This window comes from Dokdonia sp. Dokd-P16 (genome assembly GCF_003095655.1).
Classification (GTDB): Bacteria; Bacteroidota; Bacteroidia; order Flavobacteriales; family Flavobacteriaceae; genus Dokdonia.
Genome location: NZ_CP029151.1, coordinates 648,292 through 664,313, shown reverse-complemented (window position 1 = coordinate 664,313; position 16,022 = coordinate 648,292). Strand labels below are relative to the sequence as shown.

Below are 16,022 nucleotides of genomic sequence, written 5' to 3'. Positions count from 1 at the left end.
ATTAATTTTAATGTAAATGCAACTCATTAAAGTCCCAGGTCGAGACTTTACCACTGTTTGTTATTGTGATATTTCCTAGTTGACTTACACTGTTATCTGCACTATTTAGTTTGCAAGTAATTTTTGTGATACGACTATATGCTATGTCTTTTGACGGCTCAAGTACAATTTTTACATCCCCACTTTTAATGGTATATAAATTACCTTCTCTATCCAGCAACTCACTCTTAAGATATCCTAACTCTTGTGCAATCCTGTTAAAATCTGCTTGAGTGCACTTCAAGTTAATTTCATTAATGCCGTGAAATAATTTATGATCTGCATAGGAAGATGCGAGAAAATCTTCTCTTAAATATGATGGATGTTCTTCGTCACTTAATTGATCTAAAAACTTAGGGTTATAAAACGCATACCAAGTATGCAATGCAGTGCCTGGACTAGGTGTATAAAATGCTTTAAACCACGTATGATCTTGTCCGTTAACTTTCATTTTTACCGTTTCGGTAGCCGTAAGTAGGGAGTCCCTTAAGGCTCTCAATTTTGGTGTAACGCCTAAATGAAAATGCTCACCTTTATTTTTAAGAGAAAATCCTATACCACTCTTCCCTATAGGCTCATCATAGCTATTGTTAGGCCCCAATATCTCAATGGAGTGTTGATGTCCTCTTATGTAGCAAGTAGCAGAGGTATTAGAAAGTGGAGCAAAATCAGGCAAACCTACATCTAAGCTAGCATAGGTGTCCTGCCACTGGCTGTCACTAGTTACTTGCGAGTACGTAATGCTATCTACCACAACGTATAAGTGATCAAACAACACATTAGAAACATCTGCCCCGAATGCTTGGCTTATCTCCTTACGTTTAATCAAATTTGGATTATATGATTCTCTTGGTTGCTTTTGACAAGACGACAAAAGTATAGTTAGAAATATGATGGTAAATAAAGGTAGCCTCATTTTGAAATGTTTTAACTATATGATATAACACTTAATTTTATGGTAATAAACGTTGTGACATACAAATACTAATTTGTGTATTCCATTGCTTGTATAGGCCACTGGTCTGTGAGTGGCAGATTCCCTTCTTCCCACAGTTTCTCTTCTTCTGGAGTGAGAAGACACGCTTCTAGTTGCTTAGTTAGGATATCTCGATCTATATTAATCGCAATAAAAACGAGCTCATTTTTACGATCTCCATACGCAGGATGCCAATCGCTTTCTATCAACTCACGATTATCTACAAAAGCTCCATAATTAATACGCTCTGTGTAAGGCATTGATGCCCACCACACACCAGCAGGGTCTGTTTTAAGAGAGCCTCCGGCCGAGCTCCATATCAACGCTTGTTTAGGTCGTGATGACATCCAGAATAAGCCTTTACTCCTAATAACATCTGCAGGAAAACCAGAGGTTGCAAACTTCCAGAAGCGCTCTGTGTGAAATGGTTTTTTACTTCTAAAAACCATAGAGCCTATACCGTACTCTTCGGTTTCTGGGATGTGCTCATTTTCTAGTTCTTGTAACCATCCAGCAGAATTTTCGGCCTCTTCAAAATCAAATAATCCTGTACCTACAATCTCTTTTAATGGAACCTTAGAGTTATGTGTAGGTATAATCTTTGCACCAGGATTGAGCTTTGTTAAGATGCCATACAATTGCTTGAGTTGCTCTTCGGTAATGAGGTCTGTCTTATTAAGAAGAATAACATTTGCAAACTCTACTTGATCTGTTAGAAGGTTTACAATAGTACGTGTATCTCCCTCTATATCGGTTAGATCACGAGATGTTAAGTAATCAGGACTAGAAAAATCTTTTAAAAAATTAAAGCCATCTACTACCGTAACCATGGTATCTACATAGCTAAAACGGCTAAGGTCAATACTGCCATCTTCACTTTCAAAACTGAAGGTTTGTGCAACTGGTATGGGCTCAGAAATACCGGTACTTTCTATGAGGAGGTAATCAAATCTATCTTCTTTTGCTAGCTTTTCAACCTCAACCATTAGGTCGTCCCGTAGGGTGCAACATATACAACCGTTAGACATTTCAACAAGTCTCTCTTCTGTGCGAGAAAGGGTATTTTCATTTTCTACAAGCTGGGCATCTATATTTACCTCGCTCATATCATTTACGATTACAGCGACTTTAAGACCTTGTTTATTATGCAATATGTGATTGAGCAAGGTAGTTTTACCTGCACCCAAAAAACCGCTAAGTACGGTAACTGGTAATTTTTTCATTTTGAAATTTAAATATGAGATACTAGATTTTTAGAGAAATAAGAATTCCTCAAGTAGTGCGCGATAAATTAGGACTGGATATAATACCACTTAAAAAGAGAGACTAAACGCTTTTTATTTTAATTACACTTCACAACTAGTATGAGTGCAACAACATATACACGATGTATTATCGTGAAATATGAGCGTGTAAAAAATCCAAAATTATCCTATAAAAAAAGGAGGAGGTTTATTGTACACCACTGTAGGCGTAACAATGTATGCCACTGGGCTACTGTAAGATGAAGTAATCACATAGTCGCTGGGACTGGGTGATAATATCTGGTAGGTATGAGAAACATCTCCAAATGTGAGATCTTGCTCTTGCACTTGTGTGGTAATATCACAAAGCTCACAGGTTAATTGATCCTCATTGTCAGATATATGTTCAAAAGCGTGCAACTCCACAACCCTAGGCACAAGAAATGCTACTAGAAAAAGTAGTGTGGTGATATGTTTAAAAACTGCTCGTTGCATTAAAGCTTTGAATAATGTATAAAATTAAACATTTTACGGCACATCAAGAATTTAGTTTTAAGATTTGTAAACTTTTGTACGCAATTTAAATACCTTTACACCATAACTATAACACTATTTATTTATGAAATATCTTATGATTTTTGCATTAGTACTCGCAGCAGTATCTTGTAAAGAAAACCCAGCAGAGTCTGCAGCTCATAAAGAGCTAGTAACCGCTCACAGTACAATGGAAACATCTCACGACGCTATGGAGTCTGAGCATACTGCTATGAAAGACAATCACGAGGAGATGATTGCAATGCATAAAGAAGTTGAGAATGACACATTACACATCGCAATAGAGAAGCAACATAGTGCTTTGCTCAACAGACATCAATCACTTATAGATGCCCATACTGCACTTTTAGAAAAACACGAAGCGCTAGAGGCGAAGCATCTTTCTGGCGATATAACCATCGAGGCTATGAAAGAAGAACACGCATCTATGCAAGCTGAACACGAAAAAATGGAAAAAGAACATCAAATTCTAAAATCTGAACACGATAAAATTGCCGAAGAGGATAAGAAAATGATGATGGAGGATGTTAATGCCACATCAAACGAATAAGAATTTATTTGATGTATTTTATATTTTAAAACCTCACAGATGCATTTCTGTGGGGTTTTCTATTTTAAAAACTATCACCTAATAAATTTACACTTTCCGCTATTTTTAACTTATTAAAACTGCATTTACTGTTAGCTATAAAATAGTACTTGGGATATTAAATTACTTTAAATTGATGTTATTACCTTATGAAGTTGTCGACTTTTCTAAAACTAAGTTTTAAAGTAGTTCGTTTTGGGGTATGAATTTAATGTGTCTTAGCTCCTATCCACCCTTGTAAATTTCTAAGTTTAAAAGTTTCTGTCTCTATTTTAGGTATAGTATTTTTCATGACCTATATATAAGACGCTTATTTCTATAATAGTGGATTGTTTTTTGAAGTCTTTTATAATTATAACTGGCTGCATGCGTTTTAAGAGCATTAATTAGAGCTTATTAGTTGTATGCAGTAAATATATTGAGAGATTCATACTTGTCAAATAAGTTAAAATACTGCGGTAGTTAATAGTTGTAATTCCATCATTGATCTTAATAATAAAGTGAGATGTTATCTGCTCAAGGTTTTGGAGAAACGCAATTGCTAATGATTGTTCTAATGGAGTGCAATGCGATGAAGTGCAGCGTCAAATTAATAGAATGTTAGGGTTTATTATAGAGAAAAGGTAAGTGTTCAGCAACATACTATTAGTTATTCTAAAGAAAAGCTTTCAAATAAAATTGAGAGCTTTTTATGCTTAGTTAAGAACTGGTATTTCCTAATTTCACAGGTATTTTCTAGGTGAAAAACTCAACATATAGAACAGACTATTTATTTTTTCACAATAATGAAGTATTTCTATTAAAAAAGTATCAAGGTAGTAAGAAATTACAGCATACTTTCATATACTTGCTATCTCAAAAGATTTCACAAAAACGTGAAGTAATTATTTTGTGATAAAATTGGATGAATTTCATGCAAATTTTAGCGAAAGCAAGCTACTTTAGAGATTACATACTAAATTAATTGTAATTAAAATAAGACGATGCTTTTCTATATTTGTTACAGTTAATCTAATTAATTACTATATTTAACCCTTTACTAATTTAAACTTTAAGATCAAGAGCAATGAAAAAATTATTCTCTATCATGGCAATTGCCGCTGTAGTAGTGTTAAGCACATTCACAGCAAACGCCAGTAACGCACAAACAACCCTTCCAGTACAAATCCAACAAATCGTTGCGAATGTAGATTCTGGTGCATCTTTTCAAGATGAAGCCGTAGCAGAAGAGCTTTCTTTTACGCAAGATTTGAAAAAACGATTCATTGAAGGAGGTCCTGGATTCATGGGGATTGTACTTTTATGTCTTATTTTAGGACTTGCAATTGCTATTGAGCGTATTATATATCTTAACCTAGCATCTACTAACACTAAGAAGTTAGCTCAAGATGTTGAAGATGCATTAAATAGTGGTGGTGTTGAAGCTGCAAAAGAAGTATGTCGTAACACTAAGGGGCCTGTTGCTTCTATCTACTACCAAGGTCTTGACCGTGTAGATGAAGGAGTAGAAGCTGCTGAAAAAGCTGTTGTAGCTTATGGTGGTGTTCAAATGGGACAACTTGAAAAGAACGTATCTTGGATTTCATTATTTATCGCACTTGCACCAATGCTTGGTTTCATGGGTACAGTAATCGGTATGATTCAAGCCTTTGATAGAATTGAAGCAGCAGGTGATATGAATCCAGCTCTTGTAGCAGGAGGTATTAAAGTAGCACTTCTTACAACAGTATTTGGACTGATTGTGGCTATTATTCTTCAAATATTCTATAACTATATTATTGCAAAAATTGACAGTATCGTAAACGATATGGAAGATGCATCAATCACATTGATGGACATGCTTGTACGTTACAAGAAGTAATATATAGTAATCTTAAAAATTCATACATATTATGGGATTACATAAAATTTTAAAACTCATTGTTGGTATCGTAGGTATCGTAGCACTTGTTGTTGCTGGTATGGTATGGGCAAACAATGAAGCCATCGTAGGTGGTGATTCACAGAACCTTGTTGATATTATGATTCTCCTTGCTTGGATAGTTATAGGTATCGCAATAGTACTCGTAGCGATTTTTGTTATCAAAGGTCTATTTTCGGGTAACGCAAAGAATACACTAATAGGTGCCGGAGCATTCTTGTTAGTAGTTGCTATATCTTACTTCGCTGCAAGCGGAGCAGAAGAAGTTGCAATGAAAGACGGGGAAATGCTATCTGCTAGTGGTTCACAATGGGTAAGCGCTGGTATTAATGCATTCTTTATACTTGCGGCTATCGCAATTGTATTAATGGTTATCTCTGGAGCTAAGAAACTTGTAAATAAATAATTATGGCTAGGAGAAATGCACCAGAAATTAATGCAGGGTCTATGGCAGACATCGCATTCTTACTACTTATCTTCTTCTTGGTAACTACTACCATTGAAAAAGATAGAGGTCTAGTAAGAGCGTTACCGCCAGAGCAGCCTGAAAATGTGGAGCCTCCTATCATAAAAGAAAAGAACCTTTTTGTTGTTATTGTAAACAATGAAGAACAGCTTTTGGTTGAAAATGAGCCTATGGAGATGAAAGATCTTCAAGCAGCAGCCATTGCTTTCCTAGATAATGGGGGAGTGCCAAAAGGACAAGAAGGGTATTGCGACTATTGTCAGGGAGAACGTAATCCGAGTTCATCGGATTATCCTGATAAAGCTATTGTTACTGTAAAGAGTCTTCGTGAGTCATCTTACGAGTCTTTTATAACAGTTCAAAATGAGCTAGTAGGAGCATATAATTTCTTACGTGATAGAGAATCGCAGCGCTTATACGGTTGGAAATACACCGAAGTAAGTAAAGCGATAGATGAAGGTGTTTTTAAGGGTAACGAAGATGCAACTGAGAAGAAACTTGATATTATCAAGAACATGTATCCTCAGAAGCTTTCTGAAGTAGATCCTAATAACTAATATAAAAACAATAACAATATGTCAAAATTTAGAAAAGGCGGTGCTAAGGAATTACCAGCGGTAAATACTGCTTCCTTACCAGATATTGTATTTATGTTATTATTCTTCTTTATGGTAGCTACAGTGTTGCGTAAAAACGACGTTAAAGTAGCTCAAATTTTACCTTCAGCAGATCAAACTGAGAAGCTTAAAAAGGATCGAAGTGTATACATCTTTGCTGGTACTCCAGGAGAGGGTTATAAGAACCTTGGTACAGAAGGAAAAATACAAATTGGAGACAAGTTTGTAAACATAAACGAAGTACAACCAGCAATACTTGAAGAGCGTGAAAAGCTTAGAGATGAGCTTAAAGACCGTGTAATGGTTGCCTTTAAGGTAGATAAGGAAACTAATTCAGGTTTGGTATATGACGTAAAGCAGGAGCTTAGACAAGCAAACATGCTTAAGGTAATTTATATTACCACACAAACGGATGATGCTGTAACGCAGTAGTCCTACATTAAATTAGTAAAAAAACGTCTTGAGGTAACTCAAGGCGTTTTTTTATTTTCAATACTCATTGTCATTTCTCTTATATTTGTTACAAATTCTTTCTCTTGAAATACTACTTGTTTTTAATCATTTTATATCTCACTACCGGCTTAATGGCTCAAGAGGAGGCTGTATCTTATGAGGAGAGAGTGGATTCCTTATATAGGGAAGATCAAGTTTATGTAGGTGTTACATTTAATTTATTAAGTAATAAGCCAGCAGACTTTAGTCAAAATGGTCTTAGTGCCGGAATACAGGCTGGAATTATTAGGGATTTTCCAATCAATAAGCGCCGGAATAAGGCTATTGGTGTGGGAATAGGTCTTGCGCTAGATACGTATAATCAAAATTTATTCGTGGGTGAAGAAGTAGCGGGTAATGTGACCAATTATGAAATCCTTGATGATCAGATAAACGAAGATGTAAATAGATTTACTACATATACTCTTGAGTTTCCACTTGAATATAGATGGCGCACATCTACACCGACCAAGTACAGTTTTTGGCGTATACATGCTGGAGTAAAATTAGGTTATTTATTCAGGTTTAAATCTACTTTTCAAGATGCTAGTACTGATGTTGTTCGTACGGATTTACCTGAAATTAATAATTTCCAGTATGGGCCATCATTTTCTTTCGGGTATGGAGCTTTTAATTTTCAAGGGTATTATGGTTTAAGCACGCTATTTAATGACGGCGCGCAAATAGATGGCGATAATGTCAACCTTCAGGTGATTCGTTTGGGATTAATTTTTTACTTCTTATAAGTGTACGCTTTCGCGAAAGCGTGACACTACTACTACTACTATTATAGCCAATAAGGATAGACTAAAAATTGCGAAGCGGCACCTATAATAAATCCTATAATAAGTTCAATAGGAGTGTGGGCTTTTGCGTCTAGTCTCGATGTAGCCGTTGCGCCACAAGCAAAAATTCCAACTGCAATCCAGGGAAGCATGTTTGAGCCATAGTGAAGACTGAGTCCTATAATAAAGAATAAAACTCCCGAGAGCCCTATCATGTGAAGACTTGCTTTAAACTTAAAAAGAGATAGTAAAAATGCTCCAGAGCTAGCTCCTAAAACTCCGACAAAGAAAAAATAAAGTGCAGGTATCTCATAACCGTCAAATATTAATCTTATTAATAGAAAGATGAATACCATCTGCATGAGTAGCGGCCATTTGCGCTCCCTTACATCTTTGAGGTGTATACTTGAGACCAATTGTAGGTTTTTGAGCATATAGAAGCTTAAAATGGGTATTACAGTGGTCATTATAGCCGCCGCAAAAACTTTAGAGTACATGAACTCTTCATTAAAATATCTAGGAGACATGTAGAAGTAATACAAAACACCACTCAGCGGCATAAAGAGAGGGTGAAAAATATAGGAAAAGCTACGTATTAAAAATTTCATTAAATCTGTTTACGTAATCTCGCTACTGGAAGATCTAGTTGCTCGCGATATTTAGCTACCGTTCTACGTGCTATAGGGTATCCTTTTACTTTTAAAATGGCCGCAAGTTTATCATCTGTAAGAGGCTTACGCTTATCTTCTTCCTCGATAACCATTTCTAAGATTTTTTTGATCTCACGTGTAGATACTTCTTCACCTTGATCATTTGTCATGCTCTCAGAAAAGAACTCTTTAATAAGTTTTGTCCCGTAAGGTGTGTCTACATATTTACTATTTGCTACCCGAGAAACGGTGGATACATCCATTCCAATTTCTGTAGCGATATCTTTCAATATCATAGGCCTTAAGTTGCGCTCATCGCCAGTCAAGAAGTATTTTTCTTGATAATGCATGATGCTACTCATAGTGACAAAAAGCGTTTGCTGTCGCTGTATGATGGCTTCTATAAACCATTTGGCAGCATCAAGCTTCTGCTTAATGAACATTACTGCATCTTTCTGTGCTTTAGTACGCTCCTTAGATTCTTTATAGCCTTTAAGCATGTTACTATAATCTCGAGATACTTTAAGTTCTGGAGCATTACGTCCATTTAGTGAGAGTTCTAGTTCGCCATCTACTATGCGTATGGTGAAGTCTGGAACAACGTGCTCTACTATTTTTGTGTTACTAGAGTATGATCCTCCTGGCCTTGGATTAAGATGCTCTATCTCATTAATGGCATCTTTAAGTTCCTCTTCTGTGATGTGGAACTTAGCCATGAGCTTTTTGTAATGCTTCTTGCTAAAATGGTCAAAAGACTTTTCAAGAATATCAACGGCTAGCGATACAGATTTTGTAGCTGGCTTTCTGTCTAGTTGTAGTACCAGGCATTCTTGTAAATTACGTGCGCCCACACCTGCAGGATCAAGATCTTGTACTTTAAAAAGCATTTTTTCTATAACATCTTCAGAGGTGTAGATGTTTTGTGTAAAAGCTAGGTCGTCCATGAGATCTGCTAGCGGACGTCTCAGGTATCCTGCTTCGTCTAGAGAGCCTATGATAAATTCGGCCACTTCGCGCTCTTCAGAAGATATTCTTACGGTATTGAGTTGTGTTTTTAGATATTGATTAAATGATGTTCCTGAAGCATAAGGGACTTGTTTGTCCTCATCATCTGCACTATAATTATTTGCGCTCAGGCGATACTCTGGGATTTCATCATCACTTAGGTAATCATCCACATTAATTTCAACCTCTGGCGCTTCATCAAAGTCATCTGTATTGTCAAACTCTTCAAAATCATCTTGAACTTCTTCCTTGCCGCTATCGAGCGCGGGATTTTCTTCCAGCTCTTGTTTGATTTTTTGTTCAAACGCCTGCGTAGGAAGTTGGATAAGCTTCATCAGCTGGATTTGCTGCGGAGAAAGCTTTTGCGAAAGTTTAAAATTAAGTTGCTGTTTTAACATATAAAACGAAGTTACGAAAAAGCAATAGACAGTGATGAGAAATATATGTTAAGCAAACTTTTAATTAATAGAAGTTATGCTCTCTTATATTTTAGATTTTAAACTGTTTGGTGTTATTTTATTTATAGGTTATTTACAACCTTTCTAATTGCAACAAGATTGCTTAGTAATTGTTCTAGATATGCAAGATCAAGCATATTTGCTCCATCACTTTTTGCATTTGCAGGGTCAAAGTGCGTTTCAATAAACAGTCCGTCTACATTATTTACAATTCCGGCTCTTGCTATAGTTTCAATCATATCTGGTCTTCCACCAGTAACTCCACTTGATTGATTAGGTTGTTGTAAAGAATGTGTCACATCAAGTACCGTAGGAGCATACTGTCTCATCGTAGGTATTCCTCTAAAATCTACAATCATATCTTGGTAGCCAAACATAGTCCCGCGATCTGTAATCCAAGCATTTTCATTACCTGTGTCATGCACTTTTTGTACAGCATGCTTCATAGATTCTGGAGACATGAATTGTCCTTTTTTTAGGTTTACTACCTTTCCTGTTTCGGCAGCAGCGACTACAAGCGAAGTTTGTCTTACTAAAAATGCAGGAATTTGTAAAACATCTACATATTGTGCTGCGAGAGCAGCATCAGAACTTTCGTGAATATCCGTTACAGTAGGTACATCAAATTCTGCCGAAACCTTTGCTAGAATCTCAAGAGCTTTTTCATCTCCTATACCTGTAAAACTATCTACTCTGCTACGATTTGCTTTTCTAAAACTTCCTTTAAAAACATATGGTATATTTAGAGAGTCGGTAATTTTTACCACCTTCTCTGCAATGCGCATTGCCATGTCTTCTCCTTCTATAGCGCATGGGCCACATAGTAGGAAAAAGTTATTGGCATCTGTATGTTTTATTTTAGGTATGTTAGAAAGTTTCATCGTTTAGTTTTTAATTGTTTCCTGGATTTTTTTAAGGAATAAATGGGTGTTACAAAGATAGTATTAAAACAGATGAGCATTGTTACTTCTTGATAGAAGTGGGTTGCTTATCAGGTTTTGCATAAGAAAATCTGTCTATAAGTTTTGGAGAAGCATAACCATCAAGTCCGTTTATGGTTACTCCCATAGATGCTTCTAGATCAATCCATCCATCTTTATCTAGGCAATTATCCGGCATGAAGATTTCCTTAATAGCTCCTATCATCAAAATAGTGCCATTTTCTTTAATGCTGTATTCGTTTACATATTTGCAGGCAATTTTAATATGTGCTTGTTTTACAAATGGTGCCTTCCAGTTATTTAAATATTCAGTTTGTAAACCAGTCGCGTCAAATTCTGAAACGTTTTCCTCGTAAGCCGCTGCTGTCTGGTGAGATTGTGAAACTATTGTAGTATTAATATGGTTTACTGTAAAAACTCCCGTCTCTTTAATATTTGCGTACGTATGTCTTGGTACCGTAGTAGGCCTCATGATGAAACTTAACATTGCGGGATTACTTCCTATGTGTGTGACAGAGCTAAAAATAGCTAGGTTTTCATGGTCATCCTTAGATATAGTACCTATCAGGTTGGCGCTTTTATAACCAGTAACACTATTAATAAAGTTTGCACGATAGCGCTTCTCCATAGCATTAATTGCGTCGTCGTCAAAATGTAGTATCTTTTTCATGATTTCCAAAAATACGGATTATGAAAGAGCAGTTTCAAGATTACTTTGGCACAAATAAGGAAACTTGGGAAAAGAAAGTCCCTATACATGCAGAGAGTAGCTTCTATGATATGCCATCATTTTTAGATGGTAAAAATTCTCTTAATAGCTATGAGCTTGATGCTTTGGGAGATGTAAATGGTAAAAGTTTACTACATCTTCAGTGTCATTTTGGACAAGATACGTTGAGTTGGGCAAGGCTGGGTGCGTTGCCAACAGGAGTAGATATTAGTGAGGAAGCAATTACGCTTTCGCGAAAGCTAAACAAACAACTAGGTTTGTCTGCCGAATTTGTGTGTTGTAATGTTCTTGATACTTCAATGCATATTCAAGAGCAGTTTGATGTTGTTTTTACAAGTTATGGTGTGATAGGGTGGTTGCCAGATTTAAAACCTTGGGCGCTTATGATTGCAGAACGATTAAAGAGTGGAGGAACGTTTTATATGGTAGAGTTTCATCCCATCGTGTGGATGTTTGATTATACAGGAGATAGACCGGTAATGAAATATGGCTACCATCAAGATGAGCCAGTTTACGAAGAATATAAGGGGACTTATGCTCAGCCAGATTCGACGATGATAAGTAAGGAGTATGGATGGAATCACGGTTTAGGTGAAGTGGTTACTGCTCTTATAGATGCCGGTCTCAAAGTAGAATTTTTAAGAGAGCACGATGCTTCTCCTTATGATGTTCTTCCGGATTTAGTTAAAAAGGAAAATGGCCTTTACGAAAGTAAAGACCATTTATATCCATTAATTTTTGAGATAAAAGCTACTAAAGTTTAGTGTGCATCCTCTTTAAGTAGTTCTGGAAATTTTTGTGCAAAACGTCTATATCTTGGGATAGAAACATTTTGAATATATGGGTTATTTGGATTGTTTTTCTCGTAATCTTGGTGGTAGTCTTCGGCAATCCAAAATTTTTGAAACGGTAGCACTTGAGTGCTTATGCGACCATTGTATGTAGACTCATTCAAAGCAGCAATAGTTTCATCTATTATTTTTTTCTCGCTATCGTTTTGATAGAAAGCGATAGAACGATATTGAGGCCCAGCGTCTGGCCCTTGACGATTTTTTGTAGTTGGGTCTTGTGATCCAAAAAACACATCTACTAGCTGTTGAAAAGAGATCACTTTTGGGTCATAAATTACTTCCACAGCTTCAGCGTGAGTTGTGTTTCCGTAGCTCACTTGTTTGTAAGTTGGATTGTCTTCTTTGCCGCCACTGTAGCCGCTTACTGCCTCATCAACACCTTTTACACTTTCAAAGACTGCTTCTACGCACCAGAAACATCCACTAGCAAAATATGCTCTACTCATCCCATCTTGAAATGTCGTTTCTACTGGGTCAAGCATAGCTGTAGGCTCAGTCATAGGCTTAGGGTCATGGTTGCAGGCCATAAAAGTAATGAGCGTTGCAAGGGAGGTAAGTAATTTCATAAATGTTTATTTAAAGTCTATAAAAGTACACCATAAGAGTTGAGATTGTTGTTATGGTTTTGTTAATCAAAATGGGTCATATGTTATAAGACTCGTCATTTAATCTATGATTGTCCTATTCTGTAATTATAAAATATCCTTATTATAACTAATAGGCAAAAAAAAGCCCTCTATAAATAGAAGGCTTTTTAATGTTGTAAGGAAAAGTGGTTAGAGCTTCTTAAAAAGCTTTACCATTTTCTCATGTTGCTCATTTGCTAGTTCGCTATCTATTAAGATACGACCAGAGTGCTCATCTGTGATGATTTTCTTACGTCCAGCAATCTCAACCTGTACTTGTGGTGGGATTGTAAAGTAAGATCCTCCAGATGCTCCACGCTCTATGGGTACAATAGCAAGGCCATTACGTACACTAGAACGAATTCTCTTGTAAGCTTTAACTAAACGGTCTTCAATGTTAGTTTCATATTCTGCACTTTTAGCTAGAAGTGCTTGTTCTTCTTTCTCTGTTTCAGAAAGAATAGCATCTAGCTCATTTTTCTTGTGCTTAAGGTGGTTCTCACGTTCACCAAGGCGTTGCTTAGTTTGCGTGATAACTTCTCCTTTTTGCTCAATCTGTGCTTTATACTCACGGATATTCTTCTCTGCAAGTTGAATTTCAAGTTCTTGGAACTCTACTTCTTTGCTTAAAGCATTAAACTCACGGTTATTACGTACGTTTTTTTGCTGCTCAGAGTATTTTTTAATAGATGCTTTTGAGTCATCTATCTGGATTTTTTTAGCCTTGATAGAGTCGTCTACCAATTTTAAATCGTTTTCTAACTTCTCGATGCGCTTGTTAAGACCAGCTACTTCATCTTCAAGGTCTTCAACTTCCAGTGGAAGCTCTCCACGTACATTGCGGATCTCGTCCACACGTGAATCTATAAGTTGTAAATCGTAAAGCGAGCGTAGTTTTTCTTCTACTGTTGCTTCTTTCTTCTTTGCCATACGTTAAAAATAGTTGATAGGATTGGTATTTTCCTCAGATAAAATGATTGCAAAAGTACTAATTTTTTCTGTAAGATAATCGCATATTAGGTTTTTCGTATATCGCTCACTTTCATAATGTCCCACATCGCACAAAAGGATGCGACTTTCGGCTTGATAATAGTCGTGATATTTTAAATCTGAAGTAACAAGTACATCGGCTCCTTGAGCTTTTGCACTTTTAATGGCAAAGGCTCCGCTGCCTCCTAGTACGGCTATTTTCTTTACAGGCTTACCTAACAATTGTGAATGACGTATACCACCTGTTTTAAATTGCGCTTTCGCGAAAGCTAAAAAATCCGCCTCACTCATTTCTTTATCAAGCTCACCTATCATACCCATGCCCACATTTTGTAGTGTATTTTCTAGAGAGGTGATTTCATAAGCAACTTCTTCATAAGGATGATTTTCAAATAGCGTTTGTAAAATTTTAGACTTAAGATGCTTTTCAAACGTAAGATGTACTTGTGTCTCTGGTTCAATATGTTTTGTGCCTCTACTCCCTATGACAGGGGTAGAGTTTTCATTTCCTTTAAAAGAACCTTGACCTTTTACTTCAAAGCTGCACTCATCATAATTGCCTATACTTCCAGCTCCAGCTTTAAATAATGAATCAGTAACGCTCTTTACAGAAGCGTGGGGAACATAAGTGGTGAGTTTGTAAATATGATGTTGTTTAGGGCTTAGAATCTTAGTATTTGATAGATTGAGGGCTTTGCACATCCCAAAGTTAACACCGTGCTCTACGTTATCTAATGCTGTGTGAATTGCAAATATGGCAATATCATTTTTAATAGCCTTTTGAACCACTTTTTGCACATAGTTGTTTGATGTGAGCCTTTTTAATCCTGAGAAAATTATAGGATGAAAACAAACAATAAGGTTGCAGTTTTTTGCAATTGCCTCATCAACCACATTTTCTAGTGCATCATGTGATACGAGTATATTACTTACTTCTTGATGAGGGTCACCTACAAGAAGACCGACATTGTCAAAATCTTCTGCATAAGCAAGTGGTGCCCATTCATTAATTAAATTACTTACATCTTGTACCTTCATAAGCGTAAAGATAAAAAATGATACCTTCGTTTTATGAGAAAACTACGTCTCTTGTTATTTCCCATTGCGGGAATTTATTATTTAGTTACGCTTACGCGAAATAAGCTCTACGACACCGGAATATTTAAGTCAAAAAAATATGATGTTCCAGTGATATGTGTGGGTAATTTAAGTGTGGGAGGAACTGGAAAATCCCCAATGACTGAGTTTGTAGTTCGGCTTTTACAGGATGATTATCGAGTAGCTACGCTAAGTAGGGGCTACGGCCGAAAAACGAAAGGATACCTAGATGTTCATCCAAAAAATCAAGCAACTATGGTAGGTGATGAGCCATTGCAGTTTGCTCAGAAATTCAATAATATCCAAGTTGCAGTTTGTGAAGATCGTCAAACTGGTATCGAAACCTTATTGTCAAAAGTTGATCCACCTGAAGTTGTAGTTCTAGACGATGCTTACCAGCATAGAAAGGTAGAGGCTGGGTTTTATATACTATTAACAGCATATAGTGATTTGTATAGCAACGACTTCTTGCTGCCTGCTGGAAACTTAAGAGAACCTCGAGCTGGCGCAAGTAGGGCAGAGGTTGTAGTGGTGACTAAATGTCCAGAGAATTTAAGTTCACAAGAACAACTCTCTATTGTTGATTCTTTAAATGTGAATAGAACTCAGCAAGTATATTTTTCAACAATCTCCTATGATGAGAAGGTATATTCTGCTCTAGGGCCTGTACCGTTAAACCGTCTTAAGGTTAAAAAGGTTACGCTAGTAACGGGAATTGCAAACCCTAAACCGCTGTCGGCTTATTTAGCTAGTCAAGGGTTGTCATTTTCTCATGAGGCATATGGGGATCATCATAATTTTACAAGCTCTGAGATAGAAATGCTTGATACATTAGATTGTATCCTCACTACAGAAAAAGATTATGTAAGACTCCGTCCTTTACTTAAGATGAGCGACTTGTACTATTTGCCTATAAAGGCGCAATTTCTGGATGGTGAAAAGTTGTTATCTGGAGAGATTAAAAACTTTGTCTCAAGTTTTTAAAAGCA

The 16,022-nt window shown here is 36.5% G+C and carries 18 protein-coding genes; 8 read left to right on the top strand and 10 right to left on the bottom strand.

Going from position 1 to position 16,022, the window contains the following annotated elements; genetic code table 11:
• Nucleotides 1-7: 7 nt before the first annotated feature.
• The 3 genes from DCS32_RS03070 to DCS32_RS03060 form a co-directional block, all read right to left on the bottom strand.
• Nucleotides 8-868 (bottom strand): DUF5829 family protein, encoded by an 861-nt coding sequence (locus DCS32_RS03070; protein WP_162533583.1) that lies wholly within the window; start codon nucleotides 866-868, stop codon nucleotides 8-10.
• Between the two features lie 155 nt (nucleotides 869-1,023).
• Nucleotides 1,024-2,238 (bottom strand): GTP-binding protein, encoded by a 1,215-nt coding sequence (locus DCS32_RS03065; protein ID WP_108876936.1) that lies wholly within the window; start codon nucleotides 2,236-2,238, stop codon nucleotides 1,024-1,026.
• 204 nt (nucleotides 2,239-2,442) lie between these two features.
• Nucleotides 2,443-2,754: a hypothetical protein gene (locus DCS32_RS03060; protein WP_108876935.1), complete on the bottom strand. Its 312-nt coding sequence runs from the start codon at nucleotides 2,752-2,754 to the stop codon at nucleotides 2,443-2,445.
• A 124-nt stretch (nucleotides 2,755-2,878) separates the two neighbouring features.
• On the opposite strand from DCS32_RS03060, the gene DCS32_RS03055 reads away from it, so the two are divergent.
• From DCS32_RS03055 to DCS32_RS03030, 6 genes are all read left to right on the top strand, one after another.
• On the top strand, nucleotides 2,879-3,364 hold the full coding sequence (locus tag DCS32_RS03055) for a hypothetical protein (RefSeq protein WP_108876934.1): 486 nt from the start codon (nucleotides 2,879-2,881) through the stop codon (nucleotides 3,362-3,364).
• A 1,105-nt stretch (nucleotides 3,365-4,469) separates the two neighbouring features.
• Nucleotides 4,470-5,264, top strand: a complete 795-nt coding sequence (locus tag DCS32_RS03050; RefSeq protein ID WP_041295665.1) for a MotA/TolQ/ExbB proton channel family protein — start codon at nucleotides 4,470-4,472, stop codon at nucleotides 5,262-5,264.
• Between the two features lie 31 nt (nucleotides 5,265-5,295).
• Nucleotides 5,296-5,730: a hypothetical protein gene (locus tag DCS32_RS03045; RefSeq protein WP_108876933.1), complete on the top strand. Its 435-nt coding sequence runs from the start codon at nucleotides 5,296-5,298 to the stop codon at nucleotides 5,728-5,730.
• A gap of 2 nt (nucleotides 5,731-5,732) precedes the next feature.
• Nucleotides 5,733-6,347, top strand: coding sequence for an ExbD/TolR family protein (locus DCS32_RS03040; RefSeq protein ID WP_013751253.1), 615 nt, complete (start codon nucleotides 5,733-5,735; stop codon nucleotides 6,345-6,347).
• An 18-nt stretch (nucleotides 6,348-6,365) separates the two neighbouring features.
• Nucleotides 6,366-6,839 (top strand): ExbD/TolR family protein, encoded by a 474-nt coding sequence (locus DCS32_RS03035; protein ID WP_013751254.1) that lies wholly within the window; start codon nucleotides 6,366-6,368, stop codon nucleotides 6,837-6,839.
• A gap of 104 nt (nucleotides 6,840-6,943) precedes the next feature.
• Nucleotides 6,944-7,645 (top strand): porin family protein, encoded by a 702-nt coding sequence (locus DCS32_RS03030; protein WP_108876932.1) that lies wholly within the window; start codon nucleotides 6,944-6,946, stop codon nucleotides 7,643-7,645.
• Nucleotides 7,646-7,686: 41 nt separating this feature from the next.
• Here DCS32_RS03030 and DCS32_RS03025 read toward each other — a convergent pair whose 3' ends face one another.
• The 4 genes from DCS32_RS03025 to DCS32_RS03010 all read right to left on the bottom strand — a co-directional run bounded on the left by DCS32_RS03025 (nucleotide 7,687) and on the right by DCS32_RS03010 (nucleotide 11,408).
• Nucleotides 7,687-8,292, bottom strand: coding sequence for a hypothetical protein (locus DCS32_RS03025; protein WP_108876931.1), 606 nt, complete (start codon nucleotides 8,290-8,292; stop codon nucleotides 7,687-7,689).
• Nucleotides 8,292-9,737: an RNA polymerase factor sigma-54 gene (rpoN, locus tag DCS32_RS03020; RefSeq protein ID WP_108876930.1), complete on the bottom strand. Its 1,446-nt coding sequence runs from the start codon at nucleotides 9,735-9,737 to the stop codon at nucleotides 8,292-8,294. Before rpoN ends, DCS32_RS03025 begins: the two co-directional genes overlap by 1 nt.
• A gap of 122 nt (nucleotides 9,738-9,859) precedes the next feature.
• Nucleotides 9,860-10,678: a 3-deoxy-8-phosphooctulonate synthase gene (kdsA, locus tag DCS32_RS03015; protein WP_108876929.1), complete on the bottom strand. Its 819-nt coding sequence runs from the start codon at nucleotides 10,676-10,678 to the stop codon at nucleotides 9,860-9,862.
• A gap of 82 nt (nucleotides 10,679-10,760) precedes the next feature.
• On the bottom strand, nucleotides 10,761-11,408 hold the full coding sequence (locus tag DCS32_RS03010; protein ID WP_108876928.1) for a flavin reductase family protein: 648 nt from the start codon (nucleotides 11,406-11,408) through the stop codon (nucleotides 10,761-10,763).
• A gap of 20 nt (nucleotides 11,409-11,428) precedes the next feature.
• Between DCS32_RS03010 and DCS32_RS03005 the strand changes: the two genes are divergently transcribed.
• Nucleotides 11,429-12,232, top strand: coding sequence for a class I SAM-dependent methyltransferase (locus DCS32_RS03005; protein WP_108876927.1), 804 nt, complete (start codon nucleotides 11,429-11,431; stop codon nucleotides 12,230-12,232).
• Here DCS32_RS03005 and msrA read toward each other — a convergent pair.
• The 3 genes from msrA to DCS32_RS02990 form a co-directional block, all read right to left on the bottom strand.
• Entirely contained in the window at nucleotides 12,229-12,885 is a 657-nt protein-coding gene (gene msrA / locus DCS32_RS03000) for a peptide-methionine (S)-S-oxide reductase MsrA (RefSeq protein WP_108876926.1), read from the bottom strand. The genes DCS32_RS03005 and msrA overlap by 4 nt on opposite strands.
• Nucleotides 12,886-13,095: 210 nt before the next feature.
• Nucleotides 13,096-13,875 carry a zinc ribbon domain-containing protein gene (locus tag DCS32_RS02995; protein ID WP_013751262.1) on the bottom strand — a complete coding sequence of 260 codons (780 nt, stop codon included), beginning with the start codon at nucleotides 13,873-13,875 and terminating at the stop codon, nucleotides 13,096-13,098.
• 3 nt (nucleotides 13,876-13,878) lie between these two features.
• Nucleotides 13,879-14,973: a Nif3-like dinuclear metal center hexameric protein gene (locus DCS32_RS02990; RefSeq protein ID WP_108876925.1), complete on the bottom strand. Its 1,095-nt coding sequence runs from the start codon at nucleotides 14,971-14,973 to the stop codon at nucleotides 13,879-13,881.
• 33 nt (nucleotides 14,974-15,006) lie between these two features.
• Between DCS32_RS02990 and lpxK the strand changes: the two genes are divergently transcribed.
• Nucleotides 15,007-16,017 carry a tetraacyldisaccharide 4'-kinase gene (gene lpxK / locus DCS32_RS02985; RefSeq protein ID WP_108876924.1) on the top strand — a complete coding sequence of 337 codons (1,011 nt, stop codon included), beginning with the start codon at nucleotides 15,007-15,009 and terminating at the stop codon, nucleotides 16,015-16,017.
• Nucleotides 16,018-16,022 lie beyond the last annotated feature (5 nt).

Excerpts from the sequence above, each read along its gene's own strand:
- DCS32_RS03050 (WP_041295665.1), top strand. The coding sequence starts at position 4,470 with ATGAAAAAATTATTCTCTATCATGGCAATTGCCGCTGTAGTAGTGTTA.
- DCS32_RS03055 (WP_108876934.1), top strand. The coding sequence starts at position 2,879 with ATGAAATATCTTATGATTTTTGCATTAGTACTCGCAGCAGTATCTTGT.
- DCS32_RS03025 (WP_108876931.1), bottom strand. The coding sequence starts at position 8,292 with ATGAAATTTTTAATACGTAGCTTTTCCTATATTTTTCACCCTCTCTTT.
- DCS32_RS03010 (WP_108876928.1), bottom strand. The coding sequence starts at position 11,408 with ATGAAAAAGATACTACATTTTGACGACGACGCAATTAATGCTATGGAG.
- DCS32_RS03060 (WP_108876935.1), bottom strand. The coding sequence starts at position 2,754 with ATGCAACGAGCAGTTTTTAAACATATCACCACACTACTTTTTCTAGTA.
- msrA (WP_108876926.1), bottom strand. The coding sequence starts at position 12,885 with ATGAAATTACTTACCTCCCTTGCAACGCTCATTACTTTTATGGCCTGC.
- DCS32_RS03040 (WP_013751253.1), top strand. The coding sequence starts at position 5,733 with ATGGCTAGGAGAAATGCACCAGAAATTAATGCAGGGTCTATGGCAGAC.
- DCS32_RS02995 (WP_013751262.1), bottom strand. The coding sequence starts at position 13,875 with ATGGCAAAGAAGAAAGAAGCAACAGTAGAAGAAAAACTACGCTCGCTT.
- lpxK (WP_108876924.1), top strand. The coding sequence starts at position 15,007 with ATGAGAAAACTACGTCTCTTGTTATTTCCCATTGCGGGAATTTATTAT.
- rpoN (WP_108876930.1), bottom strand. The coding sequence starts at position 9,737 with ATGTTAAAACAGCAACTTAATTTTAAACTTTCGCAAAAGCTTTCTCCG.
- DCS32_RS03035 (WP_013751254.1), top strand. The coding sequence starts at position 6,366 with ATGTCAAAATTTAGAAAAGGCGGTGCTAAGGAATTACCAGCGGTAAAT.
- DCS32_RS03045 (WP_108876933.1), top strand. The coding sequence starts at position 5,296 with ATGGGATTACATAAAATTTTAAAACTCATTGTTGGTATCGTAGGTATC.
- DCS32_RS03005 (WP_108876927.1), top strand. The coding sequence starts at position 11,429 with ATGAAAGAGCAGTTTCAAGATTACTTTGGCACAAATAAGGAAACTTGG.
- DCS32_RS03065 (WP_108876936.1), bottom strand. The coding sequence starts at position 2,238 with ATGAAAAAATTACCAGTTACCGTACTTAGCGGTTTTTTGGGTGCAGGT.
- kdsA (WP_108876929.1), bottom strand. The coding sequence starts at position 10,678 with ATGAAACTTTCTAACATACCTAAAATAAAACATACAGATGCCAATAAC.
- DCS32_RS02990 (WP_108876925.1), bottom strand. The coding sequence starts at position 14,973 with ATGAAGGTACAAGATGTAAGTAATTTAATTAATGAATGGGCACCACTT.